General features: G+C 42.4%; 26 protein-coding genes and 1 tRNA gene. 21 read left to right on the top strand and 6 right to left on the bottom strand.

Annotated features, from left to right (window positions below; all coding sequences use genetic code 11):
• Positions 1-57 precede the first annotated feature (57 nt).
• Together terL and HMPREF9331_RS12960 are read right to left on the bottom strand one after the other, a co-directional pair.
• The gene (terL, locus tag HMPREF9331_RS08015; RefSeq protein ID WP_016420462.1) at positions 58-2,016 is read right to left on the bottom strand and encodes a phage terminase large subunit; all 1,959 of its coding nucleotides are present in this window, start codon (positions 2,014-2,016) and stop codon (positions 58-60) included.
• A 224-nt stretch (positions 2,017-2,240) separates the two neighbouring features.
• On the bottom strand, positions 2,241-2,486 hold the full coding sequence (locus HMPREF9331_RS12960; protein WP_144267031.1) for a hypothetical protein: 246 nt from the start codon (positions 2,484-2,486) through the stop codon (positions 2,241-2,243).
• A 43-nt stretch (positions 2,487-2,529) separates the two neighbouring features.
• Here HMPREF9331_RS12960 and epsC point away from each other — a divergent pair, with 43 nt between their 5' ends.
• The 3 genes from epsC to dtd all read left to right on the top strand — a co-directional run bounded on the left by epsC (position 2,530) and on the right by dtd (position 4,974).
• Positions 2,530-3,354, top strand: coding sequence for a serine O-acetyltransferase EpsC (gene epsC, locus HMPREF9331_RS08010; RefSeq protein ID WP_016420461.1), 825 nt, complete (start codon positions 2,530-2,532; stop codon positions 3,352-3,354).
• Positions 3,355-3,388: 34 nt separating this feature from the next.
• Complete coding sequence (gene cysK, locus HMPREF9331_RS08005; RefSeq protein WP_009642034.1) at positions 3,389-4,315, top strand: cysteine synthase A; 927 nt, start codon at positions 3,389-3,391, stop codon at positions 4,313-4,315.
• A gap of 203 nt (positions 4,316-4,518) precedes the next feature.
• Positions 4,519-4,974 (top strand): D-aminoacyl-tRNA deacylase, encoded by a 456-nt coding sequence (dtd, locus tag HMPREF9331_RS08000; RefSeq protein ID WP_016420460.1) that lies wholly within the window; start codon positions 4,519-4,521, stop codon positions 4,972-4,974.
• A gap of 62 nt (positions 4,975-5,036) precedes the next feature.
• Here dtd and accD read toward each other — a convergent pair whose 3' ends face one another.
• Positions 5,037-5,891, bottom strand: coding sequence for an acetyl-CoA carboxylase, carboxyltransferase subunit beta (accD, locus tag HMPREF9331_RS07995; protein ID WP_009642026.1), 855 nt, complete (start codon positions 5,889-5,891; stop codon positions 5,037-5,039).
• Positions 5,892-6,287: 396 nt separating this feature from the next.
• Between accD and HMPREF9331_RS07990 the strand changes: the two genes are divergently transcribed.
• From HMPREF9331_RS07990 to HMPREF9331_RS07970, 5 genes are all read left to right on the top strand, one after another.
• Positions 6,288-6,614 (top strand): YtxH domain-containing protein, encoded by a 327-nt coding sequence (locus HMPREF9331_RS07990; protein WP_009642056.1) that lies wholly within the window; start codon positions 6,288-6,290, stop codon positions 6,612-6,614.
• A 19-nt stretch (positions 6,615-6,633) separates the two neighbouring features.
• On the top strand, positions 6,634-6,984 hold the full coding sequence (locus tag HMPREF9331_RS07985) for a hypothetical protein (protein WP_016420459.1): 351 nt from the start codon (positions 6,634-6,636) through the stop codon (positions 6,982-6,984).
• A gap of 4 nt (positions 6,985-6,988) precedes the next feature.
• A complete protein-coding gene (locus HMPREF9331_RS07980) occupies positions 6,989-7,222 on the top strand; it encodes a hypothetical protein (RefSeq protein ID WP_016420458.1) in 234 nt (77 codons plus the stop codon).
• Between the two features lie 108 nt (positions 7,223-7,330).
• Positions 7,331-7,404: transfer RNA gene (locus HMPREF9331_RS07975), tRNA-Ile, on the top strand.
• A gap of 106 nt (positions 7,405-7,510) precedes the next feature.
• Positions 7,511-8,068 carry an outer membrane beta-barrel protein gene (locus tag HMPREF9331_RS07970; protein WP_016420457.1) on the top strand — a complete coding sequence of 186 codons (558 nt, stop codon included), beginning with the start codon at positions 7,511-7,513 and terminating at the stop codon, positions 8,066-8,068.
• Positions 8,069-8,144: 76 nt separating this feature from the next.
• Here the strand turns inward: HMPREF9331_RS07970 and HMPREF9331_RS07965 are convergent, their stop codons facing one another.
• Together HMPREF9331_RS07965 and clpB are read right to left on the bottom strand one after the other, a co-directional pair.
• Positions 8,145-8,882: a Bax inhibitor-1/YccA family protein gene (locus HMPREF9331_RS07965; RefSeq protein ID WP_016420456.1), complete on the bottom strand. Its 738-nt coding sequence runs from the start codon at positions 8,880-8,882 to the stop codon at positions 8,145-8,147.
• 146 nt (positions 8,883-9,028) lie between these two features.
• Positions 9,029-11,614, bottom strand: a complete 2,586-nt coding sequence (gene clpB, locus HMPREF9331_RS07960; RefSeq protein WP_016420455.1) for an ATP-dependent chaperone ClpB — start codon at positions 11,612-11,614, stop codon at positions 9,029-9,031.
• Positions 11,615-11,941: 327 nt separating this feature from the next.
• Here clpB and HMPREF9331_RS07955 point away from each other — a divergent pair, with 327 nt between their 5' ends.
• Complete coding sequence (locus tag HMPREF9331_RS07955; protein WP_016420454.1) at positions 11,942-12,160, top strand: hypothetical protein; 219 nt, start codon at positions 11,942-11,944, stop codon at positions 12,158-12,160.
• Positions 12,161-12,350: 190 nt separating this feature from the next.
• Here HMPREF9331_RS07955 and HMPREF9331_RS12955 read toward each other — a convergent pair whose 3' ends face one another.
• Entirely contained in the window at positions 12,351-12,488 is a 138-nt protein-coding gene (locus HMPREF9331_RS12955; RefSeq protein ID WP_016420453.1) for a hypothetical protein, read from the bottom strand.
• A 134-nt stretch (positions 12,489-12,622) separates the two neighbouring features.
• Between HMPREF9331_RS12955 and HMPREF9331_RS07950 the strand changes: the two genes are divergently transcribed.
• From HMPREF9331_RS07950 to HMPREF9331_RS07900, 12 genes are all read left to right on the top strand, one after another.
• Complete coding sequence (locus HMPREF9331_RS07950; protein ID WP_016420452.1) at positions 12,623-12,982, top strand: helix-turn-helix transcriptional regulator; 360 nt, start codon at positions 12,623-12,625, stop codon at positions 12,980-12,982.
• A gap of 226 nt (positions 12,983-13,208) precedes the next feature.
• Positions 13,209-13,331 (top strand): FeoB-associated Cys-rich membrane protein, encoded by a 123-nt coding sequence (locus HMPREF9331_RS12810; protein ID WP_009642058.1) that lies wholly within the window; start codon positions 13,209-13,211, stop codon positions 13,329-13,331.
• Positions 13,332-13,367: 36 nt separating this feature from the next.
• A complete protein-coding gene (locus HMPREF9331_RS07945; protein ID WP_009642054.1) occupies positions 13,368-14,081 on the top strand; it encodes a pyridoxine 5'-phosphate synthase in 714 nt (237 codons plus the stop codon).
• A gap of 6 nt (positions 14,082-14,087) precedes the next feature.
• Positions 14,088-14,858, top strand: a complete 771-nt coding sequence (locus HMPREF9331_RS07940; protein WP_009642043.1) for an alpha/beta fold hydrolase — start codon at positions 14,088-14,090, stop codon at positions 14,856-14,858.
• 6 nt (positions 14,859-14,864) lie between these two features.
• Complete coding sequence (locus HMPREF9331_RS07935) at positions 14,865-15,200, top strand: phage holin family protein (protein ID WP_009642037.1); 336 nt, start codon at positions 14,865-14,867, stop codon at positions 15,198-15,200.
• A gap of 420 nt (positions 15,201-15,620) precedes the next feature.
• On the top strand, positions 15,621-16,331 hold the full coding sequence (gene porG / locus HMPREF9331_RS07930) for a type IX secretion system protein PorG (RefSeq protein ID WP_009642045.1): 711 nt from the start codon (positions 15,621-15,623) through the stop codon (positions 16,329-16,331).
• 73 nt (positions 16,332-16,404) lie between these two features.
• Complete coding sequence (gene uppS / locus HMPREF9331_RS07925; RefSeq protein ID WP_016420451.1) at positions 16,405-17,130, top strand: undecaprenyl pyrophosphate synthase; 726 nt, start codon at positions 16,405-16,407, stop codon at positions 17,128-17,130.
• Between the two features lies 1 nt (position 17,131).
• On the top strand, positions 17,132-19,750 hold the full coding sequence (locus tag HMPREF9331_RS07920) for a BamA/OMP85 family outer membrane protein (RefSeq protein ID WP_009642041.1): 2,619 nt from the start codon (positions 17,132-17,134) through the stop codon (positions 19,748-19,750).
• A gap of 92 nt (positions 19,751-19,842) precedes the next feature.
• The gene (locus HMPREF9331_RS07915) at positions 19,843-22,416 is read left to right on the top strand and encodes a DNA gyrase/topoisomerase IV subunit A (RefSeq protein WP_016420449.1); all 2,574 of its coding nucleotides are present in this window, start codon (positions 19,843-19,845) and stop codon (positions 22,414-22,416) included.
• 356 nt (positions 22,417-22,772) lie between these two features.
• Positions 22,773-23,252 (top strand): DUF6756 family protein, encoded by a 480-nt coding sequence (locus tag HMPREF9331_RS07910; protein WP_016420448.1) that lies wholly within the window; start codon positions 22,773-22,775, stop codon positions 23,250-23,252.
• Positions 23,253-23,584: 332 nt separating this feature from the next.
• Positions 23,585-24,073, top strand: coding sequence for an Imm9 family immunity protein (imm9, locus tag HMPREF9331_RS07905; RefSeq protein WP_016420447.1), 489 nt, complete (start codon positions 23,585-23,587; stop codon positions 24,071-24,073).
• Positions 24,051-24,449, top strand: coding sequence for a hypothetical protein (locus tag HMPREF9331_RS07900; RefSeq protein ID WP_016420446.1), 399 nt, complete (start codon positions 24,051-24,053; stop codon positions 24,447-24,449). Before imm9 ends, HMPREF9331_RS07900 begins: the two co-directional genes overlap by 23 nt.
• Positions 24,450-24,667: the final 218 nt, after the last annotated feature.

The following is a 24,667-nucleotide window of genomic DNA, read 5'->3' as shown; positions in this document are numbered from 1 at the left end:
TTAGTGAAGAGTGAGCGCCTAAATAGCGTTTTTCACTATTCACTTTTCACTATTCGCTTAAATCCTTCCAAACATCTCCGCCACGCTGACCCTCTTGGGGGGCTGGCGACACTCTATGGAGCCAGTGAGCGCATCGGGGGCATCGTCATGGGCGTTGGTACCCACGCGAAGGTAACCCATCAGGTCGCGAGCAAACTTAGGGAAACGCTTTTTCCAATCCAGAGGCATCTTAATCAGTTTTTGTACTGAGGCAGAAGCAGCAAAAATCCTTGCTGTCTTGTTCTGATTCTGATGAAACGGATTAAAGCGCGTCAGTCGGTTGCCTGTGTCCCACGAACGTTGTTGCAGGTTGCTGACAAAGAGGTTGCCGCCGTTGTTACTCTCGATATGGCAGCGCTCTACCTGGTGTTGCTGGAGCATATAAGTCAGGGTTGTTTCGGTAACTTCCATAGGGTCTTTGGTGTAGAGTACATCGGTAATGTAATTGCCGTCCTCCGCCTCCTTATAAAATAGAGCGCATAGGTAATCCGCCCCACTATCGGCCGCATCTATATACGCTACTGAGTAGGAACGAGAAGGCAAGTCGGTGTAACAAGTAAATTCCTCATACATCAACCCTTGGGAAGGCTGTGGATTCTGTTGGTACAAACTTTCAAAAACGGTTGGGGAGCGACCTTTGATTTCGAGTAACTTACTTAGGCTATGCCGTTCAGGCCACAAAGGTTCGCCTTCTGCTCTGGGGTCTTGTTCGCTTGGCGGCCTGTTCTGTATAGCGGGGAAGCTCACCAATAACCAACCTTGCGGGTTTTCAATAGGGTCATATACACCCTCTTGTTCGAGCAAGCGTCCTGCTAAATCTTCCATGTGCCAACGGGTAAAGACCAACAACTGCTGGCTATCGTTGTGCAAACGGGTAGAGGCTACCGTATCGTACCAGTCGGCCACATTCTGCCTGATAACTGGCGACCAAGCCGACGAAGCATCTTTGTATAAGTCGTCCATGATGAGCATATCCACAGGTTCGCCAGTTAGGGAACCTCCTACACCTATCGTTTTAAAGCTGCCTTGGTAGCCTACAATTTCGCACTCATCGGAGTTGCGGGCGTAGTTGCGACTACGTCGGCCTTGTTCTTGGTAGCTTGCCTGACCCGCGAGGAGCGTTTGTGGAAACAGCTCATAGTAGCGGTCATCGTCCATGATACGTTGCAATTCCCTATTAAATTTACGCGCTTTGATAGCATTGTAAGAGACAATAGCAATGCGCTTGTCAGGGTCTTGTCCTAAAACGAAAGCAGGTAAGCGGCGGGTCGCTCCTTCGCTCTTGCCGTGTTGGGGCGGCATGGTAATCATTAGCTTTTTGATTTCTCCCATAGCAAAGCGGGTTAGTACCTCGTAATAAGCGATGTGGAAAGGGGCGGGGGCAAAAGCAGGGAGTGTATGACGGGTGAAGGATAGGAGGTTCCTCTCCCCCAACCCCCTCTCCGAAGGCGAGGGGGCTACTAAGCAGGCGTAGGCTTCGGAGGGGTAATTGTTGTAAGCCGTATTGGGTTGGGGATATTGGTGTTGAGTGGATTGGGGTTGGGTAAATTGGTGTTGAGCGAATTGGTGTTGAGCAGGTGTAGGGGCGAATGGCAATTCGCCCTCGTTGAGCAATTCGCCCTCTGTATATTCGTCTTCATATTGGTCGTAATCATCGTTGTTGTCTATGTTACATTGGGTGAATTGGGAATTGTTATTATCCGTGTTGTGTTGAACATATTGGGATTGGACGAATTGCGATTGGGCATTTTGTGATTGGGCGAATTGCCATTCGCCCCTACGATGGGACGCTGGCTTATTATGCGTTGCCCGCTTTTCACTATTCATTTTTCGCTTTTCACTTCCCCATCCTTCCAAGCGCATAATGATACGGATAGCGGCAATACTATTGTTGATGGTAGGGACAACCGTCTCTCCATTGCTATCCAAAGGCTCACGACGAGCGTATGTCCAAAGAATTTCTAAAGCCTCTTTCATAATGATTAATGCCAATAATGATTAATGATTAATGCCAATAATGATTAATGCCAACAATGATTAATGATTAATGACTGAAGTCTAACTACTGACTACTGATTGTGCCGCAAAGTTACGATATCATAAAGGGCAAAGTCAAGGAAAAGAGAGAGGAGAAGTAAGAATTTATACAATAAAAAATGGTGTTAAGTATTTAACAGTGGTTAGTCGCAATAGACTGACCACTAACCACAAACCACTGACCACAAACCACTGACCACAAACCACTGACCACTAATAACTGATTTTTTTGCAAAAATTTCTGTTTTTATAAAATGATAACAAATTGATAACCAATTAACTATGGTATTTTTAGGTATTGAAATTTGCGACGATAAAAAAAATTTTCTTGAAAAAAGTTCGTTTAAATTTTTTTTTTCGGAAAAAAGATGTACCTTTGCAAAGAATTTTTTACTATTCTTTTTATACAAGAATATTATTTTTTAAAACCTAATCTATAAGTCAGTAACCGCTATGGAGAAGACCCTTACGGAATTGATATTGGAACAGAGAAGCTATCTGAAAAACACCTTCCCTAAGAAAAAGGCAGAGGATTTCGTAGATGCACTTTACCGCTTGTTATTCAATCTGGACGACACCAATTGTGAGAGTAATTACGAAATAGAGCAGCGCCTCAGGGGTAAGCGCTTGGAACTCTCGGCCATAGTGTATGATTACCTCAATGATCATGAGACTACCGAGAGGCAGACAGAACAGTTTTTTGCAGCTATTACCCAGATATACCCACTCTTGCTCTGTGATGCAAGGGCTATACTTGAGAATGACCCTGCGGCTCAGAACTTGGAGGAGGTATATATGTCCTATCCTGGTTTCTATGCCATTGCTATTCACCGACTTGCCCACCAGTTGTGGTTACAAGGACTGAAGCTCCTTGCGCGTGTATGGTCAGAATATGCGCACAGCCGAACAGGGATTGACATACACCCCGCTGCACGGATAGGAAGGAACTTCTGTATAGACCATGGTACAGGAATCGTTATCGGGGAGACCTGCGTCATTGGCGACAATGTAAAGATATACCAAGGGGTAACCCTCGGAGCGCTCTCGGTTACCAAGGATAAGATGAACACCGACCGCCACCCTAAGATAGGCGACAATGTGGTGATCTATTCAGGAGCTACCATATTGGGTAATAGCCAGATAGGTCACGACAGTACCATAGGGGGAAATGTATGGCTTACCGAAAGTATAGAACCCTATACGGTCATCTACTACAAGAGCGAGATGATCACCAAGCAAAAGAGCCTATCACCTGAACCTATCTTTTTTCATATATAAACGAACTTTTTAATTAACATAATTTACAAATCTTATGAAGTATAACAACATCTTAGGAGCTATTGGAAATACTCCAGTTATCCGTCTTGCCAAACTTTTCCCTAATAACCAAGTTTGGATCAAATTAGAAAAAAGCAACCCAGGAGGAAGCATCAAAGACCGTATTGCCTTGGCCATGATTGAGAAGGCAGAGAAGGATGGTCTTATCAACAAAGATACCGTAATTATAGAGCCTACCTCAGGGAATACAGGGGTTGGACTTGCCTTGGTAGCAGCGGTGAAGGGCTACAAGCTCGTACTTGTAATGCCTGAGTCCATGAGTGTGGAGCGCCGTAAGCTTGTTTCTGCTTATGGGGCATCTTTCGTGCTTACCCCTAAGGAAAAAGGAACAGGAGGCGCCGTAGAGAAAGCCAAAGAATTGGCTGCTTCTATTCCGAACTCTTGGATTCCTCAACAGTTTGAAAACCCTGCCAACCCTGAAATACACCGCCTTACCACTGCTCAAGAGATTGTGGCCGACTTTCCACAAGGAGTGGATTACTTTATCTCTGGTATCGGAACAGGCGGGCACCTCTCTGGTATAGGGGAAGTACTCAAGGCGAAGTTCCCTCATACGAAGGTCTTTGGTATAGAGCCTGCTACCTCTGCCGTGCTTAGCGGTAACAAGCCAGGACCACACCCACTACAAGGTATTGGTACAGGTTTCATTCCTAAAACGCTTAATACTTCTATCTATGATGGGATCATCACTATAGACAAGGACGAGGCTTATGACTATACCCGTCGCTTGGCCAGAGTTGAAGGTATTTTAGGAGGTATCTCCACAGGAACTTCCTTGGCAGCTATTGCGAAGAAACTCCCTGAAATCAAAGAAAACGAAGTAGTACTTACTGTGAATTACGACTCAGGTGACCGCTACTGGTCTGTAGCAGACTTGTTTGAGGAAAATCCGTATTCATAATGACCAATGACTAATGACTAATGACCAATGATTAATGATTAATGTTCAATATTCAATGTATTGGCATTAATCATTAATCATTATTGGCATTAATCATTATTGGCATTAATCATTATTGGCATTAATCATTATTGGCATTAATCATTATTGGCATTAATCATTATTGGCATTAACAATTAACAATTGATAATTAACAATTAATTATGCGTATTCTCCTACAGCGTGTAAGTCACGCCCAAGTAGCTATAGCAGGGGCAGTACATTCGGAAATAGGGGCGGGTTTTCTCCTGCTCTTAGGTATAGAAGAGGCCGATGGAGCGGATGATATAGCCTATTTGTGCAAGAAAATCGCCCAGATTCGCCTTTTCAACGATCAAGAAGGGGTGATGAACCTTTCCTTGCAGGAAGTAGAAGGCTCGCTTATGGTAGTGAGTCAATTTACTCTCTATGCCAATACTAAGAAGGGCAATCGTCCTTCCTATATCCGTGCAGCAAGGCCTGAGAAAGCGATTCCCCTATATGAGGCCTTTGTCCAGCAGCTACAAGCGCTCACCCAAAAGCCTGTAGCCACAGGGGTATTTGGTGCCGATATGCAGGTGAGTCTCTGTAACGATGGGCCTGTTACTATATTTATAGACAGCAAAATGCGTGATTTCTGATGAGATCACGCATTTTTCATAAATGTAAATATATGAATTAATTAGGCTTGGTACTTAGTCTTTTAAGCCCTTACGGGTAAGTTCATCACAAGGTCTATATAGAGATTCACCTTGTCCTTAAGCTCTTTACGATTGACGATAAAGTCCAAGAAACCATGTTCTTGTACAAACTCAGCTGTTTGGAAGCCTTCGGGAAGTTCTTTTCCTGTGGTATCCTTAACCACACGAGGGCCAGCAAAGCCAATGAGCGCTCCTGGTTCGGCTATATTGATATCTCCGAGCATAGCAAAAGAAGCGGTTACGCCCCCTGTAGTTGGGTCGGTACATAGGGAGATATAAGGCAGACCAGCATCGTCCAACTGCGCAAGTTTTGCGGAGGTTTTGGCCATCTGCATCAGAGAGAAAGCCGCTTCCATCATACGTGCCCCGCCAGACTTGGATATCATCATAAAGGGCAAGCGGTTATTAATGGCGTAATCAATCCCACGGGCGATCTTTTCTCCTACAACGCTTCCCATAGAGCCGCCGATAAAGTCAAAATCCATACAAGCCACTACCAGCTCTCGCCCTTTGGACTTGCCCACTGCACAGCGTACAGCATCGTATAGGTCGGTTTTCTTTTGGGCTTCCTTGAGCCTATCCTTGTACTTTTTGGTGTCCTCAAAGTCCAGTGGATCTTTCGAGCGCATGGTCTTGTCCAGTTCACTGAACTTACCATCGAATAAGATTTCAAAATATTCCTTGCTGCCAATACGCACATGGTAGCCATCCTCTGGGCTAATGTAGAAGTTCTGAGCAAGTTCCTCTGTTTCAATTATTTTCCCTGTAGGAGACTTATACCACAATCCTTGTGGTATGTCCTTTTTCTCCTCAGTGCTTGTCTGTATTCCTTTTGTTTTTCTCTTGAACCAAGACATATATGTTTCTCATTAACAATAAGATAGTCACTCCTTTACACTAAGGCCTACCCCGAAAGACTATCCTATAAATTAGCAGGGCAAAGGTACGTTTTTTTTTCTATATAAGCAGAGGAAGGTGTGTTAATGTTGATAAGTTTTTAGATAATGACGAGTGACAAGTGACGAGTGACAAGTGACGAGTGACAAATGACTAATGACGAGTGACAAGTGACGAGTGACAAGTGACAAGTGACAAGTGACGAGTGATAAGTGACGAGTGATAAGTGACAAGTCGCAATAGACTGACCACTAACGACTAACTACTTTTAAATAAAATATAACAGTCGAAGATGATTTTTTTAAGACAAAAAAGTCTATCTTTGCGGTGTATATAAATAATAAATAAATTGAATTATGTCTAAAATAGGAAGCACATTAGCCGCCTTGGTAGTGGGAGCTGCCATAGGTGCAAGCGTGGGAATTCTTTTTGCTCCTGATGAAGGGAAAAAGACCCGCAAACGTATTCGCAAATCATTGGAAGGGGTGTCTGATAACCTTAAGGACAAGCTCACCCATCTGAATGAAAACCTAAGAGAAAAGAAACTCAAACTCAAAGGCACTTTGGAGGACAACGTAGAGCGTCTACTTTCCAAGTCTAGCTACAAGGCAGAGGAAATCATCAATGCTCTTGAGCGCAAATTGGAAGACCTAAAGGCCGCCAATGCTAAATTTCAAAAATAACCCCTAAGCACTCTTACCTATGGCACTTAACGAACTCAAGGAAACGGCAAGAACCCTACCCACAGAAGTGGAATCAACGGTCAATTCACATTTGGAGTACTACAAGCTATATATATTCCGTATTATAGCCAAGACCACTATGGGCTTTGTAAGCCTTTTTGTGACAGCTCTCTTTTTGCTGATTATTGCCTTTTTCTTGGCTTGTGCCTCGGCTTTTGCTATAGGAGAATGGCTTGATAGTACTGCTTTAGGCTTTGCCATAATGGGCGGGGTCTTTGTAGTGGCATTGCTTATCCTCTACAGGAATCGTAAGAGCTTCATCCACAAGCCTATATTGAGCAAATTGTCTGAAATATATTTTAAAGAATAGCGTTATGGAAAGGAAATATACCTCACTCACCGAAATAGAAAATGACTTGCGTGCACTCAAGCTCAAAAAGGATATAGACCTTATGTGCCTTAGGAGTGATTACCAGAGCCTGCTTCGCCATCTTTCCATAGGCGGACTCTTTGCCGATGCTATCTCACAGCTCAGAGCCTCTATAGTGGAGAAGCAGCGTAGCCTTATATCACTGGTAGCAGGCTTCTTGCTTAGGAAATTTTTCTAACAGTAACCCTTTTCTAATCAAGAGATTAGTAGATTTATCCTAAAAAAATGAGGATAAAATTTTGATATATGGGAAAAAGGTTGTACTTTTGCACCCTGAAAAAAGCGAGGTCTTGTAGCTCAGCTGGTTAGAGCACCTGACTCATAATCAGGGGGTCCTTGGTTCGAGCCCAAGCTGGACCACCTTCGCTAAAGCACTTACAGAGATGTAGGTGCTTTTTTATTGTCTATAATTTGCTTTATCGAAAAAAATAACTACCTTTGCCGAGATTTTTAAAAACGTAATTAGATGAAAAAATTTCTATTCTTAGCAGGGCTTTTCATGACTGCAGCCACCGCCTCTGCACAAGCAGACTTAGGGAAAGGTAATCTACAGCTCAATGCTGGTACAGGTATTTCTGGCTGGGGAATCCCAGTGTATGTAGGGCTTGATTATGGCGTTACAGATGAGATTACTGTAGGAGGCGAACTATCTTATCGCTATGATACTAGCTCTTATGCAATTCGTGCTAATTTTGGTCGTTTCGGGGAATACCGAAGTGATAAAATCACTTACAGACACCATACTTTTGGTGTTTTTACTAATGGGAACTACCACTTTAACCGTTTACTAAGACTTCCTCGTCAGTTAGATCTCTATGCAGGTGCTAGCTTAGGGTTCTTCTTTGGTTCTGTTACTAGCTCTGAAGGAAACATAAAATACACTGGAGATGATTACTCAGGATTTAGCGCTGCATTACAGACCGGTGCCCGCTACTTCTTTACGGATAACTTTGGGGTGAATTTGGAACTCTCTGGAGGAGTACTCACCAGCGGACTTAAAGCAGGAATTACATACAAGTTTTAATTTAGCTAAAAGGTAAAAGCAAGAGGTAAAAAGTATATAGATACTTTTTACCTCTTATTTTTATTTTCAACTTCTTTTAGTTTCTTCTTGAAAGAAGGATTCTCAATATATACCAGAAGAGCAACATCACTGAGGAGAAGAGTTGTAGGGCAGCGCCTACATATTGGTCAGTGGTGTATTCATTCTTCACATTGTACGTTTGGTAAAGAATACCTCCAGCAGCAAGAACTACCATACCCACAGAGAACCATAGGCCTAACTCAAATCCGAAAAGAGCTCCTGCCACAATCAGTCCTAGGGAGAGAAAACCACCTATAACCAATACACTTCTTAGAAAAGAAAAATCCAATCGTGTCATAAAAACCACTGCTGTAAGCCCTCCAAACAAGGATAGGGTAACAATAGCTGCTTGTGAGAGTACCTCAGTACCTGTATAAGCTAGAGCAATGTAAATCAAAGGCAAGAAAATCACTGCCTCCAAAAGCACATAAAGCCCTAGCCCTACGTATTGGGTAGTGCGGCTAAGAGAGTGCGCCCATTTGTTGGCCAACATAGAGCCTAACCAAAAGCCGCCTATGATAAAGAGCCATATAAACTTGCCGCCAAACATAGCCAAAATAAGCTCTTCAGGCACCCAGCGGAGCAAAGCTGTCTCTACCAAGATAAAAGCCAAAAGCGCTAAGGCTACATGGGTGTAAGTTTTCCTATAAAAAATAGCTCGTTCTGAGTCTGTAGAATAAGCTACCAACTCAGGGGCTGAGTTGTAGGAGTTGTTGTAGCTACCTTTGTTGTAGCTGGAATTGTAGGAATTCATTTTTAATAAGGTTTTATAATGGGCAAAAATACAAAAAAGTTTTGAATTTTGAGTTCTTAGTTTTGAGTTACTAATGTAAATCAATTGACTTTTATCAGTAACTCAAAACTTAAAATTCAGAACTCAAAACTCAAAACTTATTAAGACTACTCTGTTTTGTTTCTAAAGACAAGGCCATTGTCAAAGGAGTCTATCAAGATAAGACTACCTGCCTTGATGTTTCCTTTGAGGATCTCCTTGGAGAGGGCGTTCATAACCTCTTTCTGGAGGACACGCTTTACAGGACGGGCACCGAATTGTGGATCGTAACCACGCTCTGCTAAGTAATCTATAGCCTCTGGAGTGGCTTCCAAAACAATGTTCTCACGAGCTACCAACTTGATGATACCGCCCAACTGCAAGCGGACGATTTGCTTGATGTCGGCCTTGGTAAGAGGGGCAAACATGACAATGTCGTCAATACGGTTGATAAACTCAGGACGTACGGTCTGCTTGAGCAGCTGTAGTACCTCTTCTTTGGCCTTTTCAGTGGCTTCTTCTACATTCTTGATTTTCTCAAAACTTTCCTGAATAAGGTGACTACCTATGTTGGAGGTCATGATGATAATCGTATTCTTGAAATCGGCTGTACGACCTTTGTTATCAGTCAATCGGCCTTCGTCCAAGACCTGTAAAAGAATGTTGAAAGTATCGGGGTGTGCCTTTTCAATCTCATCGAGCAAGACCACAGAGTAAGGGCGGCGACGTACGGCCTCGGTAAGCTGACCTCCTTCGTCATAGCCCACATATCCTGGAGGCGCTCCCACGAGTCGGCTTACGGCATGTTTCTCTTGATATTCACTCATATCAATACGGGTCATGGCATTCTCATCGTCAAAGAGGTATTCGGCCAAGGCCTTGGCCAATTCTGTCTTTCCGACCCCAGTGGTTCCCAAGAAAAGGAAGGAACCAATCGGTTTTTTAGGATCCTGCAAGCCCGCACGGCTACGGCGAATCGCATCGGATACGGCTGCGATGGCCTCCTCTTGTCCTACCACACGTTTGTGTAGTTCTTCTTCCAAGTGAAGGAGTTTTTCGCGTTCGCCCTGCATCATTTTAGTAACAGGCACTCCTGTCCACTTGGCGATTACCTCGGCTATATCCTCACGGGTTACCTCTTCCTTGATCATGGACATCTCGTGGGTATCTACTTCCTTCTGAAGGTCGGCCAATTTAGCTTCTTCTTGCTTGATCTTACCATAACGAAGTTCGGCTACCTTACCATAGTTACCTTCACGCTCAGCACGTTCGGCATCGAGTTTATATTGTTCTATATTGTTCTTAACCGCCTGAATTTCATCTACTAAGGTCTTTTCACCTTGCCACTTGGTAAAGAGCGCATTGCGTTCCTCCTTGAGGTTGGCCAAATCGGCATTGAGTAAGCGGAGTTTTTCATCGTCATTTTCACGCTTAATGGCCTCAATCTCAATCTCCAACTGCATGATCTTACGATCCAGTACGTCCAATTCCTCTGGCTTAGAGTTGATTTCCATACGTAGTTTGGCAGCGGCCTCGTCCATAAGGTCAATAGCCTTATCAGGCAAGTAACGATTAGGTATATAGCGCTGGGAGAGTTCCACAGCAGCGATAATGGCTTCGTCCTTGATACGTACCTTGTGGTGTGCCTCATATTTTTCCTTGATACCACGGAGGATGGAGATAGCACTCTCGGTATCAGGTTCTTCTACCATTACTTTTTGGAAACGACGCTCAAGCGCCTTGTCCTTTTCAAAATACTTTTGGTACTCGTCCAAGGTAGTGGCACCAATGGCACGGAGTTCGCCACGTGCCAAGGCAGGTTTGAGGATGTTGGCAGCGTCCATAGCCCCTTCGCCTCCCCCGGCTCCTACGAGGGTATGGATCTCATCAATAAACAAGATAATATTCCCGTCGGAGGAAGTAACTTCTTTCACTACCGATTTGAGTCGTTCCTCGAACTCCCCTTTGTACTTTGCCCCAGCGATAAGGGCACCCATATCAAGGGAGTAAATTGTCTTATCTTTCAGGTTTTCAGGCACGTCCCCATTGACGATACGGTGCGCCAAACCTTCGGCAATAGCAGTCTTACCAACCCCAGGTTCCCCTACCAGCATAGGGTTATTTTTGGTACGGCGGGAAAGAATCTGGAGCACACGGCGGATTTCGTCGTCACGGCCGATGACTGGATCCAATTTGCCACTATGGGCGAGTTGGGTCAAGTTTTTCGCATACTTATTGAGCGAGTTATAAGTATCCTCAGCCGAAGCAGAGGTTACACGTTCGCCCTTACGGAGTTCAGCGATGACCTTTTCAAATTCTTTTTCGGTAACGCCCTGTTCCTTAAGGGCTTGGCCTACTTGGTTTTTGATTTTGAAGATCGCCAAGAGCAAATGTTCTACAGAGACATACTCATCATTCATCTTCTTAGCGATATTGCTTGCTTCGGTGAGTACCTCGCCAGCGGTGCGGGAGAGGGACATCTGTCCGCCCTGTACTTTAGGGTAAGAAGCTAAAGTCTTTTCTACCGCCTGATTGAGGGTAGTGGTATTGACTTGCAACTTTTTAAGGATAAAAGGCAGCACATTGTTATCTACCTCTTGTATTCCCTTGAAGATATGTTCCACTTGGATATCTTGCTGCCCGAGACCCTGAGCGAGTTGCTGCGCTCTCTGAATGGCCTCTTGGGATTTAATGGTATAATTGTTGAAATTCATTTTCTTTAATGGTTAATGATTAATGATTAATGATTAATGACAAATGACTAGTGACTAATCACTTTTCATTCTTCATTTAGTCAATAACTGTTCCAAAGGTAAAAATATGACAAATTGTCAGGTTTTGAATTGGGTTTTAAGTTGTTTTCAGAAATAAGTATTGATTTTTAGTGTGTTATGTTTTGTAAAAATGGCAGGAAAATATAATATTTTCACTGTTCAAGTAAAAAATGCTTTTAAAGGCTTGTTTGTTTAGTAAAATGGTACTATCTTTGTGGAGCTAAAATTGGGACAAACATCTTATCTTAGGTAAGTAAAATGAATATTATGTTTGAAAAAGTAAAAGCACTACGCCTGCAATACAGAGAAGCCCAAAGTGAGGCAGAAGAACAAGCTATACAACAGGCCTTGGATAGGCTAAGGGCAGAAGACCCTGAAGCATGGGCACGGGCAATGGTAGAGAATGCTAAAGAAACTGCTGAAGAAGCCAAGGCTCTTAAAGAAGAAATAAAGGCCAAAGAAACCTTAGAGGCTGTTTTAGTGTAGATTTTCCTCTTAAAAAAGTAGTCTTAATTACCCCGAATTCAGGGTAATTGGTAGGGATACTTAATCCTAATCAGAAAAAAATAGTGTCTTATCCTAACAAAAAGAGATCATCTAAAAATATAGATAATCTCTTTTTCTATTTACTGTAATCTTACAAGACCAATGTTTTTTTAACACACTAGATAACATTTTACTTCTTCTCATCTAATGCCTTGACAATCACTGAAATTACAGCAGGAATTGCAACAGATAAAGCTGTAAGGACTATCTTGGTAATATTAGTGCCATTAGCTGAATTTTCTGTCCCATTGTTTTGAGTCTCACTCATAATTAATACGTTTTAATTAAACAATAAATTAACTTTAAATTTCTTTTGCAAAAATACAAAGAAAAATCCAAAAATAAGATACAAAATACTTCTAATTTAGAAATAATTCGTATATTTGCAGAAAAATTTCGTCTATGAATTACCACGAGAAAATCAAGAAATTTAGGGAGCTTAGAAATTATACTCAAGAGTATATGGCTGAAAACCTGAATATTACACAACGTTCTTATAGCAGTATAGAAAACGGAAAAACGCAACTAACAGTAGACAGATTATTTGAAATAGCTAAAATACTGAATGTTACAGTTATAGAAATCTTAGAACTTGAGATTACTACCTCCTATAATAACAACTTCAATAATGGAGCTACTCACAACAAAGGAGGTGATTTTATCTTTAAGAAAGATGATTTTGAGGAACAACGCAAACTCTATGAGCGTATTATTCAAACAAAAGAAGAAGAAATAAACTTTCTCAGAGGAAAACTAAGCTAATTATTCTTCTAGAACTATATTATACTAAAAAACATAGCTTATCATTTGCTTTCTTCAAAAATATGAGTTATTTTTGCATTCATAATTTGGTAGGTGACTATATACCTTTAAAAAAACAATTGTAAGCTGTCCCAACTGTAGCACAAATGAGAGTGCTTGAAGGCAAGCATATCAGGTTTGTCTGTTCAAAAGACAAGGAACAATTAGAATTTAACTCTTAACTACTATGATCCAAGATATAATCACTTATGCCCTAGTGGCTTTGGCTGTTTTTTTCTTAGTAAAAAAATTCTTTTTCACCAAGAAGAAAAAATGTGGGGGCGGTCCCGATTGTAAATGTGGCGGATAATTTGTAACTTTGCCCTCTGTTAAAAAACTTTTTGAAATGACAAAGCTAAGTGTAAATATCAACAAAATCGCCACTTTGCGCAATTCCCGTGGGGGCAATGTGCCTGATTTGTTACAAGTGGCTACTGATATACAAGAGTTTGGCGCCGAGGGTATCACCATTCACCCGCGTCCCGATGAGCGACATATCCGCTACCAAGATGCGCGAGATCTGAAAAAAATAGTCCATACAGAATACAATATTGAGGGCAACCCTATCCCTAAGTTTATTGATTTGGTGCTTGAGGTGAAGCCTACCCAAGTAACCCTAGTCCCCGATGCAGAAGATGCTATTACCTCCAATGCAGGTTGGGACACCCTCACCCATGCCGCTTACCTAACGGAGATCGTAGCCGAGTTCAAGCGACATGGTATCCGTACTTCTCTTTTTGTAGATCCTGTAGAGAAAATGGTAGAAGCAGCAGCCAAGACAGGCACCGATCGCGTGGAACTCTATACTGAGGGGTATGCACGCGAGTATGCCCGTGGTAACAAAGACGGTATTCTGCCTTATGTGACAGCGGCTAAAGTTGCCCAAAGTGTCGGCTTAGGACTCAATGCAGGTCATGACTTGAGTTTGGACAATCTCAAATATTTCAAAGAACAGATACCTGGCCTCTTGGAAGTCTCCATAGGGCATGCACTTATCAGTGAGGCGCTCTACTTGGGACTGCAAAATGTAGTAAGCATGTATCTCTATCGCCTTAAATAACGTATTATGGAACTTATCAACTCTCAGATAGTAGGGGAGGGCAAGCCACTGATTATCCTACACGGCTTCTTAGGTATGGCCGATAACTGGCGTACCCACTCCCTTCATTTTGCCCAAGAGGGCTACCAAGTGCATGTGATTGATGCACGCAACCACGGACATAGTTTCCACTCGCCTGAGTTCTCTTATGCCCTTATGGTGGAAGACCTCATTCGCTATATGGATTATCACCAGATAGCCTCCGCACCGCTTATTGGTCACTCCATGGGCGGCAAGACCACTATGCTATTGGCGGTCACACACCCTGAGCGTGCCGAGCGTATTTTGGTGGTGGATATGGCTCCTAAGTATTACCCTGTGCATCACAAAGTAATCCTTGATGCACTCTCTACCTTGGACTTCTCCCAGATAAAAACCCGTGAGGAGGCCGACCAGCAATTGGGCAAATTCATCATAGATGTTCCCATACGCCAGTTCCTGCTCAAGAATGTCTATAGGGTCACCCCTGACCAACTGGGCTTGCGTATCAACTTGCCTGTACTACGCGACCGTGTGGCCGAGATAGGTACAGCCTTGCCCACAGGTACCATCTATTATGGAGAAGCACTCTTTATGGTAGGAGCCAAGTCCAATTATGTCCTTGCGGAGGACATGGCACTGATCAAGCAACATTTTCCCAAAGCTACTGAAGTTATTGTAGAGGGGGCAGGCCACTGGGTACAGGTGGAAAAACCTAAGGAATTTTTTGAGATTGCCTCCCAGTTCCTACAAAAATAAACCAAAATGAAATATATTCTAAACCTTATTATTACCAGCTTACTCATCTTGGGACTCAGTAAGGTATTGCCACATATCAATGTAAGAGATTTCACCGATGCCTTATGGTTTTCCTTGGTGGTGAGCCTGCTCAATATATTCCTAAGACCTATATTGATTGTGCTTTCCTTGCCTATTACGGTGGTTACCTTTGGGCTGTTTTTGATTGTAATCAACACAATTATTATCATCTTAGCCGATCGCCTTATTGATGGCATCGAGATACAGGGTTTTTGGTACGCTGTACTCTTTAGCCTCTGCCTCTCCGCTGTGCAATCACTCTTAAATAATGAAAATCAATAATCAATTGTTAATTGTTAATTGTCAATTATCAATGATTTAAGTTTTGCAAGTCGTTTTTAAGCTATTATTGAAATTATAAACAGCTAATAATCAATTGTTTGTAAAAACCTCCCCCTCACCCCCCTCCAAAGGGAAAGTCCGCGAGAGCGGAGTATGTGTCTTTAAGGGCGTTGAAATAGCCTAATTTGTTTGTCTAATTGGAAAATATTCTTTCTATAACTTATTGAACCTCTACTACTTACTAACTCCCCCCTTGAGGGGGGGGTAGGGGGGATGTTTTGATAATCAGCAAGTTATAGAACTTGCGAAACTTAAATCAATGATAAGTAACCTGATGACTTATTAAGTAGCTTTAAGCGGTTGAAGTTCAGGTAACCAAAGAATTAACCATTAACAATTAACCATTAACAATTATAATAGATGGATAGATATTTTCTCTGGCTGCTCATAGGTTTCTTTACGCTAACGAAGGCCACAGCCCAATATAATGAGATAGGCTTCTATTTCGGGGGTGCCAATCCTATTTCGGATATTGGCGCCACTTACTATGTATATCCGACAAAGCCTGCTTTTGGGCTGATCTATAAGCGTAACCTGCGTAAACAGCTCTCTTTGCGCGCTGATATTAAGTGGTTTGAGCTATGGGATAAGGACGCCCGCGCCACTACCGAAGCACGTAAGCAGCGCGATTTCTCTTTCCTAAACCGTATGGTGGAGATGGGGGCAGGAGTGGAGTATGATTTTCTCCATTTTGATACCCATGACCCTTTCAAATTGCTCTTTACCCCTTATGTGCATACAGGTTTTTACTTTTTTAAGATGGATAGGCTCTATTTTGACAATTTGGCCAATGGAGCGTCGGCCAAGTACCAGACCTATCCTGAGCGCGATGAGTCTTGGGCAATTCCTTTTACCTTTGGGGTCAAGACCCGCCTATGGGGATCGCGTTTCCTTATCGGGGCGGAGGTGAGTATGCGTTATACCTTTACCAATAATATTGATGGCAGTAAGTCGGGCAAAGGAAAATGGTTCGGAAATCTCAATACCCCCGACTGGTATATGATCTCAGGAGCTTACCTGACTTATACTTTTGGTGCTAAGAAGTGCAACTGTTTTGAATTTGCCAAATAAGATATAAAAATTTTTTGGGAATGCTGAAAAAATCATATCTTTGCCACTTGATAGTAATTTTGCAGATAAGCCAATGAATATAGAAAAAGAAATGCTCCCCAAGCATTTGGCCATCATCATGGATGGCAATGGTCGCTGGGCGAAACAACAAGGAAAACAGCGTATCTTCGGCCATGAAAAAGGAGCGAAAACAGTCAGGGAGATTATACAAGAAGTCTCCCAGTTGGGTATTCCTTACCTGACACTTTATGCTTTTTCAACAGAGAATTGGAAGCGTCCTAAGTTAGAAGTGGAGGCACTGATGCACTTATTATCACGCTATTTGAACAAGGAGGTGGCTATTATGCAGCAAAATAATATCCGCCTGAATGCCATAGGAGACCTTGAGAGCCTACCCTCTAAAGTGAGAAAAGAACTCCACAAGGCTATGGAACAGACCAAAGGCAATACCAGCACTACCGTAAGCCTTGCCTTGGCCTATGGGGGACAGCAGGAACTCCTGCAGATGACCCAACAGCTTGCCCGTAAGGTGCAACAAGGGCTGCTTACCCCCGAACAGATTACCTACCAAGAGATACAGAAAACACTCTACACCCAAGAAATCCCCCCTGTGGACTTGCTTATTCGTACCAGCGGAGAGTGCCGTATCAGCAACTTCCTGCTTTGGCAAATAGCCTATGCCGAACTGTACTTTACCGATGTACTTTGGCCTGACTTCACCCCTGAGCAGCTACACAAAGCCCTTTTAAACTATCAAAATAGAGAACGCAGATTTGGAAAAACCAGTGAACAACTTTAGTATGAGAAATTTTCTATATATTTTCGGGATACTCTTTCTCAATACCTCTTATGGCCAAGAGGAACAAACCCTGCCTGAGGCAATTGCCAAGGATACACTACAGAGCGTAGCTGTAAAGGACAGCCTTCCACAGGAGACTACCCTCACAGCCTTGGAAAGAGGGCGTGAGTTTGTCATAGGTGGTATAGAAGTCAAGGGGGCAAAGCACTACAACGCACAGACGATCATTGTGGCTTCTGGCCTTAAGGTAGGGGATAAGATTACGATCCCTAGCGAACGCTTTACCCGTATCATTCACAAGTTGTGGAACTATCAGGTGTTCAACGATATTGATATCTATATAGCCAAAACAGAGGGCAACAAAGTGTTTTTGGAGTTTGTCATTCAGGAAATGCCTGAACTGACCGAGGTGAAGATTGAAGGGATTCGCAAGAGAAAAGGCGAAGAACTGCTCAAGAAAATAGAATTGGACAAGGATAAACTCAAAACGACCAAGAAGATCAACGAGAGCCTTATCGCTAAAACCAAGTCTTATATCACCGATAAGTATCGCAAGGAAGGTTTCCTCAATACTAAAGTACATATCACCACACAGCCCGTGGATTCCTTGGGCACCAAGGAACGTATGCTCATTCGTATAGATAGAGGTTATAAGGTGAAGATTAACCATATTACCTTCGAAGGGAATGAGAAATTCGCAGATAGCAAGCTGCGTAGGCAGATGAAAAAAACCAAACAGCGTTTCTTCGGTCGTTTTTGGAAGCGCTCTAAGTATGTACAAGATAAGTACAACGAGGATTTGGCTTCGCTTATTGACTTCTATAAGGAAAACGGATACCGCGATGCTCGTGTAACCCGCGATACACTCTATGACGGTAAGGAAAATATTGACCTTAAAATCTCCTTGGAAGAAGGACGCAAATACTACTTTGGGGATATCAAGTTCTTAGGAAATACCATCTATAGCAACCAGATGCTTAGCCACATCTTAGGGCTTAAGAAAGGGGAAGTCTATAACGGGGTACAATTGCGCAACCGTATCAATGACCCTAAAGACCCCGATGCCAATAGCATCTCCAACCTCTACCAGAATACAGGTTACCTCTTCTCTCAGATCAACCCTGTAGAGACTTCGGTGGTCAATGACACTATCAACTTTGAGGTACGTATCCATGAGGGTAAGCAAGCACATTTTAATAATATAACAGTAACAGGTAACAGTATCACCAACGATAGGGTGATCTACCGTGAACTACGTACCCGCCCTGGCTATCTTTATTCCAAGGAAGATGTAATCCGTACCGTACGTGAGCTTTCCCAAATGGGAATCTTTGATGCACAGAGTATCAACCCTCAGATCAAGAACCCTGATCCTAACTCTGGTACAGTGGATTTGGAATATGGATTGACCGACAACGGCTCTTCTAGCCAGATACAGCTACAAGGGGGCTATGGAGGTGGAGGCTTCATGGGTACCTTGGGGTTGAACTTTAACAACTTCTCCATACAGAATATATTTGACAAGAAGTCTTACCGTCCGCTGCCTATGGGAGATGCCCAGAAGCTTGCCTTGAACATCAGTGTAGGGCGTGCCTACAGAGTGGGTAGCTTCTCCTTTATGGAACCTTGGTGGGGAGGGGAGCGACCTGTACAGTTCTCCGTTGGGTTTAACTATTCGGTGAGCTATGATTATAACTACTATACCTATGATGTAGATAAGAGTAAGCGCTTCTATATCACAGGGGTATACTTGGGATTGGCCAAGCGCCTACAGGTGCCCGATGACTATTTCCAACTCTCTCAGAACATCAGTTATAACTATTATGACCTGAGAAACTATAACACTACGCTCTTTACCTTCGGGAACGGACATTCCAATGCCTTGGCTTATACCGTCTCCCTAAGCCGACGCTCCAGTGGGCCTAACCCTATTTTCCCGCTGGGAGGTAGTGATTTTACCATTACGGCCAAGCTCACGCCTCCTTACTCGTTGCTTAATGGGGTAGATTACAAGTCGCTTATGGAGCAGCGCGCAGTGGCAGAGGCCAATAGCAATACCAACCGTATCTCCGAGATTGACCAAGAGCGTTTCAATTGGCTCGAATACTATAAGCTACGCCTACAAGGAAACTGGTACTTGAACTTAGTAGATAAGCTCGTCTTGCGTCCCTCAGTGGATTTCGGTTACTTAGGTTATTATAATAGGGACAGAGGTACCGTACCATTTGAGCGCTTTATGGTAGGGGGCGATGGGATGTCTTACAATTCTTTGGAAGGACGCGAATACATACAGATGCGAGGCTACCCTAACCAGTCTCTCTCATCACGTGATGGTGATGTGATTTATAACAAGTTCTCTTTGGAGCTACGCTATCCGATCACCCTCAAGCCTATGGCTTCTATCTATGGATTGGTGTTTGCCGAGGGAGCCAACTCTTTTGGTAGTTTCTCTCAGTACAATCCCTTTGATATCAAGCGTTCGGCAGGTTTCGGGATACGTATCTTTATGCCTATGCTCGGTATCCTTGGCTTTGACTTCGGTTATGGGTATGATGGTATCAATGGCCGCACTACCCCACATGGCTGGGAAACCCACTTTATCTTAGGACAACAATTTTAATATAATGACAAGTGACAAGTGACAAGTGACAAATACTCACAGGAGAATTAGTCACTTGTCACTTGTCATTAGTCACTAACAACTAAATTCTTATGGAAGATTTCCCTCAAGCAGAAGGCCAAGAGACCATATTGCGCCTCAGTGGCATGTATCAGAATTGGTTCTTGGACTACGCCTCTTATGTTATCTTAGAACGAGCTGTTCCCGCTTTGGAGGACGGTTTTAAGCCTGTGCAGCGCCGTATCATGCACTCCATGGACGAGTTGGAGGACGGCCGCTATAACAAGGTTGCCAATATCGTGGGTAATACCATGAAATATCACCCCCATGGAGACGCTTCTATTGGCGATGCTATTATCCAGTTGGGACAAAAACAGCTGCTCATTGACACCCAAGGAAGCTGGGGGAATATCCTCACAGGCGATGATGCTGCGGCTCCCCGATATATAGAGGCACGTCTATCTAAGTTTGCCCTTGATGTGCTATTTAGTCCCAAGGTAACCGAGTGGCAAAAGAGCTACGACGGCCGCAACGATGAGCCTGTACACCTGCCGGTAAAGTTTCCTCTACTCTTAGCCCAAGGAGCGGAAGGAATTGCCGTGGGGCTTTCTACCAAAATATTGCCCCATAACTTTAACGAACTCATTGATGCCTCTGTGCTGTATTTAGAAGGCAAGCCCTTTGAGCTATACCCCGATTTTCCTACAGCAGGTATCATGGATGCCGCTACCTATAACGATGGTATGCGAGGAGGCCGTATTAGAGTGCGTGCCCGTATTGCCCAGAGGGACAAATCGACCTTAGTCATCACCGAAATACCCTTTGGAACAACCACTTCTTCGCTGATTGATTCTATCCTTAAAGCCAATGAAAAAGGAAAGATAAAAATCCTAAAGGTAGATGACAATACAGCCAAGGATGTGGAGATATTGGTACACCTACCCAAAGGAATTTCCCCCGATAAGACCATAGATGCCCTCTATGCCTTTACCGATTGTGAACTCTCTATCTCCCCGCTCTGCTGTGTGATTGAGGATAACAAGCCTCACTTTATAGGGGTGAGCGATATACTGCGCAAGAGCACCGACCGCACTGTGGAGATTCTCAAAAAGGAATTGGAGGTAAAGCTTGATGATCTAGAACAAAAATGGCACAACGCCTCCTTGGAGAAAATATTTATCCGTGAGGAGATGTATATTGACTTCAAGAAATATAATGACAAGGAAAGCCTTTTTGCCTACCTATACGAGTGCTTTGAACCCTTCAAGGAACAACTCTTACGCCCTATCACCGATGAGGATATAGACCGCCTTACCCAAATCCCCATGATTCGTATCACTCGCTATGATACCTACAAGGCCGAGGAAAATCTCCTAAAGATAGAAGCCGATATAGAAGTGGTCAAAAATCACTTAGCCAATTTAATTGCTTTCACCATTGACTATTTTAGGAATCTGCAAAAGAAATATGGCAAAGGTAAGGAGCGCAAAACGGAAATACGACCTTTCGATACCATTGAGGCTACTAAGGTAGTGGTACGTAACCTTAAACTCTATGTCAATAGGGAAGAGGGATTCGTAGGTACTTCTCTCAAGAAAGATGAATATGTGGCCGATTGTAGTGATATAGATGATTTGATCGTCTTTACCGCCGATGGGAAAATGATTATCACCAAGGTAACCGAAAAGAGCTATATAGGCAAGAATATTGTTCATGTAGGGGTGTTTAAAAAGAATGACACCCGTACGGTGTACAACCTAGTGTATCGCAACGGGAATGACAAAATCTCTTATATCAAGCGCTTTACCGTGACGGGAATTATTCGTGATAAGGAATATGATGTGATAGAACCACATAAGGATTCTCAAATCCTATACTTTTCAGCCAATCCCAACGGAGAGGCGGAGGTGATAACCATCATACTCCGTCAGGCAGGTAGCGTAAAGAAACTCAAATGGGATATCAATTTTGCTGATATTCTTATCAAAGGAAGAGCCTCTCGCGGAAATATCGTGACAAAGTACGCCATTAAGCGTATAGAACTCAAGGAAAAAGGTATTTCCACCCTCAAGCCACGCAAGATATGGTACGACCCTATTGTACACCGTCTCAATACCGAAGGCCGTGGCGAGCTACTTGGCTCCTTCAAGGGGGAAGATAGGTTGCTGCTCATTGGCAAGGATGCCGTAGTGAAGACAGTAATCCCTGATCTCTCCCTACACTTTGACCCGAACCTACTGATTATAGAAAAGTGGAACCCTGAAAAGCCGATTTCAGTCATTCACTACGAAGGAGAGAAGGAACGCTATTTTGTCAAACGCTTCTTAGTGGAAAACCCTAACCGTGAGGAACTTGTCATCTCCGATCACCCTAAGTCTCAGTTGCTCTTTGTCTCTACCCAGTGGCGTCCTATGGCCGAGGTCGTATTTACCAAGACAGGCAGAGAGCGTGCTGAAAATCAAATGGTCAATATAGAAGAGTTTATCGCTATCAAGGGTATCAAGGCCATTGGTAACCAACTCTCTACCGAACGTATCAAGGAGATTATTCCTTTGGAGCCACTTCCATACGAAGAACCTCAAACAGTAGAAGAAGCCAACGAAGAAGAGGAAACCGCAGCACCAGAGGCGACACAACCAGACCTTTTTAGCGGTTTGGATCAGTAGTCAGTGGTCAGAAGTCAGTGGCTATTATATAATTTAAGTTTCACAAGTTGTTTTTAGGTTGCTATTGAAATTGCAAGTAACTGATAAACAATTATTTGTAAAAAACTCCCCCCAACCCCCCTCCAAAGGGAAAGTCCGCGAGAGCGGAGTATGTGTCTTTAAGGGCGTTGAAATAGTCTAATTTGTTTATTAAATTAGAAAATTTTCCTTCTATAACTTATTGAACCTCTACTACTTACTAACTCCCCCCTTGAGGGGGGGTAGGGGGGATGTTTTGAGAATCAGTTGATTACAGAGCTTGCGAAACTTAAGTTATATAATTCAACTTATTCAGAGACAAACAAAAGAAATAACAAATGGCAAAGAAAAAACGAACCTGGACAAGTCTTAGAACAGAAATAGCACAATTAGTGGTTCAATTGCAGATTTCTTCAGAGGATTTTCGCCCATTAGGGATAGATGAATGGAAAACTGTAGAGACTCAGATTTATAAGATATTCTGTAAGCATCAAAGAGGTAGGTACTATTGGCTTTGGGAGGATTTCTCTCAAGAAGCGGTTGCTTTTGTTCCGCCTCATAATCCTGAAAATTATCTTACTGAACTTATTGATGCACAAGAAGAGATATTCTTTATTTTTGCGGAATCTCAGAATGATAAGTTTTGGTTTTATGAAGGGAGGATACCCCCTGTACTTCCACTTATAGGAGAACTTCACCATTATGATGAGTTTTATTTTGTTTCTAAGAAATACGAATGGCTTATAGCTATTAATCATCATGATGCTCTTATTGCTACAGGCAGTAAAACAGAGGCCTTGAAAAGTATTATCTCATAAAGAAATAAACCAGCCCCAATTAGGAACCTCAATTCATCACCACGCTGGTGATGAATTGTAAAATGCTGATAGCTAACAACTAACGTGAGTTCGACGTAAGCAAAATTATATTTTTTCTCCCACGGATTCCACGGATTTTCACGGATAAATAAGACCAAAGGTCTTATACAAATCTGTGTAAATCGCAACAGCACAATTACACAAACATAGAAAATCTGTGAAATCCGCGAAAATCAGTGGGAGCTTTTGTTATATCGAACTCATGTTAAATTACAAAGCTTGCGAAACTTAAATCAATAATTCCTAATAAATCTCTGTTATAAAAAGTAGTTATGGATGAAGAAGTTAAAGTTTGTTTACAGATTGAAATCCCTCGTTTGAGTGAGGATGTGGATATAGACTCTGTGCGAGAGGAATTAAATGAGTATGTAAAATCTGTTATTTCAGAGATTAATGTTGCAGATTTAGAGGATTGGAGGCTTTTAATAAGGGTAACTTTACGCGCCACTAATGGAATAGGCGTCTTTAAACGGGCAATGCGTTACCCTTCGGATAAAGAATTTGAGTTTTCTATTTCTGTTGCCATACCTAATGAGAAGGAGGCTTCGTATGGGATTTCTAAAAAAGTAGAAGAGGCTTTTTATGTGCCACTGAATGATAAGAACTTTTATGTATTAGAACCTAATTTTGAAAATTATAGCAATCTGTACGAATATATATTGGAGAGTAGTAAGTTTGCTATTTATTTGGCTTTTACAAAAGGTATTAGGTGTAATGGGAAAAAGATTATATTTTTGAATGATGTTACATATAAGAGATAAAATAGGTAAAGAATATAGCCTATTATATGATAAAGGGTATAGAAATGAACTTGTCGAAGATGGAGGTTTGTTGTTTTCCTCTTTGACCTGTATCCATTCAGAAATAGGGCTTATCTTTAATTTTACAATAGAGAAAGGCGTTTTATCAATAGCAGTTACAACAAAAAAACTATTAGAGAAAAAGATTTTCTTTGACTTTTTCTATATTTTAAAAGTTCTATATCCAGAGAAAAAATTTGAAGAAATAAAAGAACTTTCTTACCAAGAGGAGGTAGCAGCAAATTTGCTAAAAGTAGAGGAACTATTTAGTGAAAAACAAATTTGTAGTACCATAGAGGAGCTCACTATTGCAATAAAAGCATATTCAAAAGAGTGATTCACATAAAAGACCTATTACAAGTTGGTAAGGAATCAAGGGTGTGGTAGGGCTTTAATACATTCCCCAAAAATATCGGAATACTCTGATCAAGAAGTAGGTGAAGTAATTCGCCTATTTAGGTATTAATTTTGTATATTTGCAGAGAAATAAAAGTCCTCGCTGGTGTGAGCATTTGGCTTGTACCTAATTATAAAAAATAGCGTTTGGCTTTTTAA

The sequence above is a fragment of the Capnocytophaga granulosa ATCC 51502 genome (genome assembly GCF_000411115.1).
Lineage (GTDB): Bacteria > Bacteroidota > Bacteroidia > Flavobacteriales > Flavobacteriaceae > Capnocytophaga > Capnocytophaga granulosa.
This window is presented reverse-complemented; position numbering and strand designations above follow the sequence as displayed.

What these genes read in the sequence shown, in the direction of transcription:
- terL (WP_016420462.1), bottom strand. Translation starts at nt 2,016, where the DNA reads ATGAAAGAGGCTTTAGAAATTCTTTGGACATACGCTCGTCGTGAGCCT.
- accD (WP_009642026.1), bottom strand. Translation starts at nt 5,891, where the DNA reads ATGTCTTGGTTCAAGAGAAAAACAAAAGGAATACAGACAAGCACTGAG.
- HMPREF9331_RS07985 (WP_016420459.1), top strand. Translation starts at nt 6,634, where the DNA reads ATGGCACTTAACGAACTCAAGGAAACGGCAAGAACCCTACCCACAGAA.
- HMPREF9331_RS12810 (WP_009642058.1), top strand. Translation starts at nt 13,209, where the DNA reads ATGATCCAAGATATAATCACTTATGCCCTAGTGGCTTTGGCTGTTTTT.
- porG (WP_009642045.1), top strand. Translation starts at nt 15,621, where the DNA reads ATGGATAGATATTTTCTCTGGCTGCTCATAGGTTTCTTTACGCTAACG.
- cysK (WP_009642034.1), top strand. Translation starts at nt 3,389, where the DNA reads ATGAAGTATAACAACATCTTAGGAGCTATTGGAAATACTCCAGTTATC.
- HMPREF9331_RS07945 (WP_009642054.1), top strand. Translation starts at nt 13,368, where the DNA reads ATGACAAAGCTAAGTGTAAATATCAACAAAATCGCCACTTTGCGCAAT.
- HMPREF9331_RS07915 (WP_016420449.1), top strand. Translation starts at nt 19,843, where the DNA reads ATGGAAGATTTCCCTCAAGCAGAAGGCCAAGAGACCATATTGCGCCTC.
- HMPREF9331_RS07900 (WP_016420446.1), top strand. Translation starts at nt 24,051, where the DNA reads ATGATGTTACATATAAGAGATAAAATAGGTAAAGAATATAGCCTATTA.
- HMPREF9331_RS07935 (WP_009642037.1), top strand. Translation starts at nt 14,865, where the DNA reads ATGAAATATATTCTAAACCTTATTATTACCAGCTTACTCATCTTGGGA.
- imm9 (WP_016420447.1), top strand. Translation starts at nt 23,585, where the DNA reads ATGGATGAAGAAGTTAAAGTTTGTTTACAGATTGAAATCCCTCGTTTG.
- HMPREF9331_RS07910 (WP_016420448.1), top strand. Translation starts at nt 22,773, where the DNA reads ATGGCAAAGAAAAAACGAACCTGGACAAGTCTTAGAACAGAAATAGCA.
- HMPREF9331_RS07955 (WP_016420454.1), top strand. Translation starts at nt 11,942, where the DNA reads ATGTTTGAAAAAGTAAAAGCACTACGCCTGCAATACAGAGAAGCCCAA.
- HMPREF9331_RS12955 (WP_016420453.1), bottom strand. Translation starts at nt 12,488, where the DNA reads ATGAGTGAGACTCAAAACAATGGGACAGAAAATTCAGCTAATGGCACT.
- HMPREF9331_RS07920 (WP_009642041.1), top strand. Translation starts at nt 17,132, where the DNA reads ATGAGAAATTTTCTATATATTTTCGGGATACTCTTTCTCAATACCTCT.
- clpB (WP_016420455.1), bottom strand. Translation starts at nt 11,614, where the DNA reads ATGAATTTCAACAATTATACCATTAAATCCCAAGAGGCCATTCAGAGA.
- epsC (WP_016420461.1), top strand. Translation starts at nt 2,530, where the DNA reads ATGGAGAAGACCCTTACGGAATTGATATTGGAACAGAGAAGCTATCTG.
- HMPREF9331_RS07970 (WP_016420457.1), top strand. Translation starts at nt 7,511, where the DNA reads ATGAAAAAATTTCTATTCTTAGCAGGGCTTTTCATGACTGCAGCCACC.
- HMPREF9331_RS07940 (WP_009642043.1), top strand. Translation starts at nt 14,088, where the DNA reads ATGGAACTTATCAACTCTCAGATAGTAGGGGAGGGCAAGCCACTGATT.
- dtd (WP_016420460.1), top strand. Translation starts at nt 4,519, where the DNA reads ATGCGTATTCTCCTACAGCGTGTAAGTCACGCCCAAGTAGCTATAGCA.
- HMPREF9331_RS07990 (WP_009642056.1), top strand. Translation starts at nt 6,288, where the DNA reads ATGTCTAAAATAGGAAGCACATTAGCCGCCTTGGTAGTGGGAGCTGCC.
- HMPREF9331_RS07965 (WP_016420456.1), bottom strand. Translation starts at nt 8,882, where the DNA reads ATGAATTCCTACAATTCCAGCTACAACAAAGGTAGCTACAACAACTCC.
- uppS (WP_016420451.1), top strand. Translation starts at nt 16,405, where the DNA reads ATGAATATAGAAAAAGAAATGCTCCCCAAGCATTTGGCCATCATCATG.
- HMPREF9331_RS07980 (WP_016420458.1), top strand. Translation starts at nt 6,989, where the DNA reads ATGGAAAGGAAATATACCTCACTCACCGAAATAGAAAATGACTTGCGT.
- HMPREF9331_RS07950 (WP_016420452.1), top strand. Translation starts at nt 12,623, where the DNA reads ATGAATTACCACGAGAAAATCAAGAAATTTAGGGAGCTTAGAAATTAT.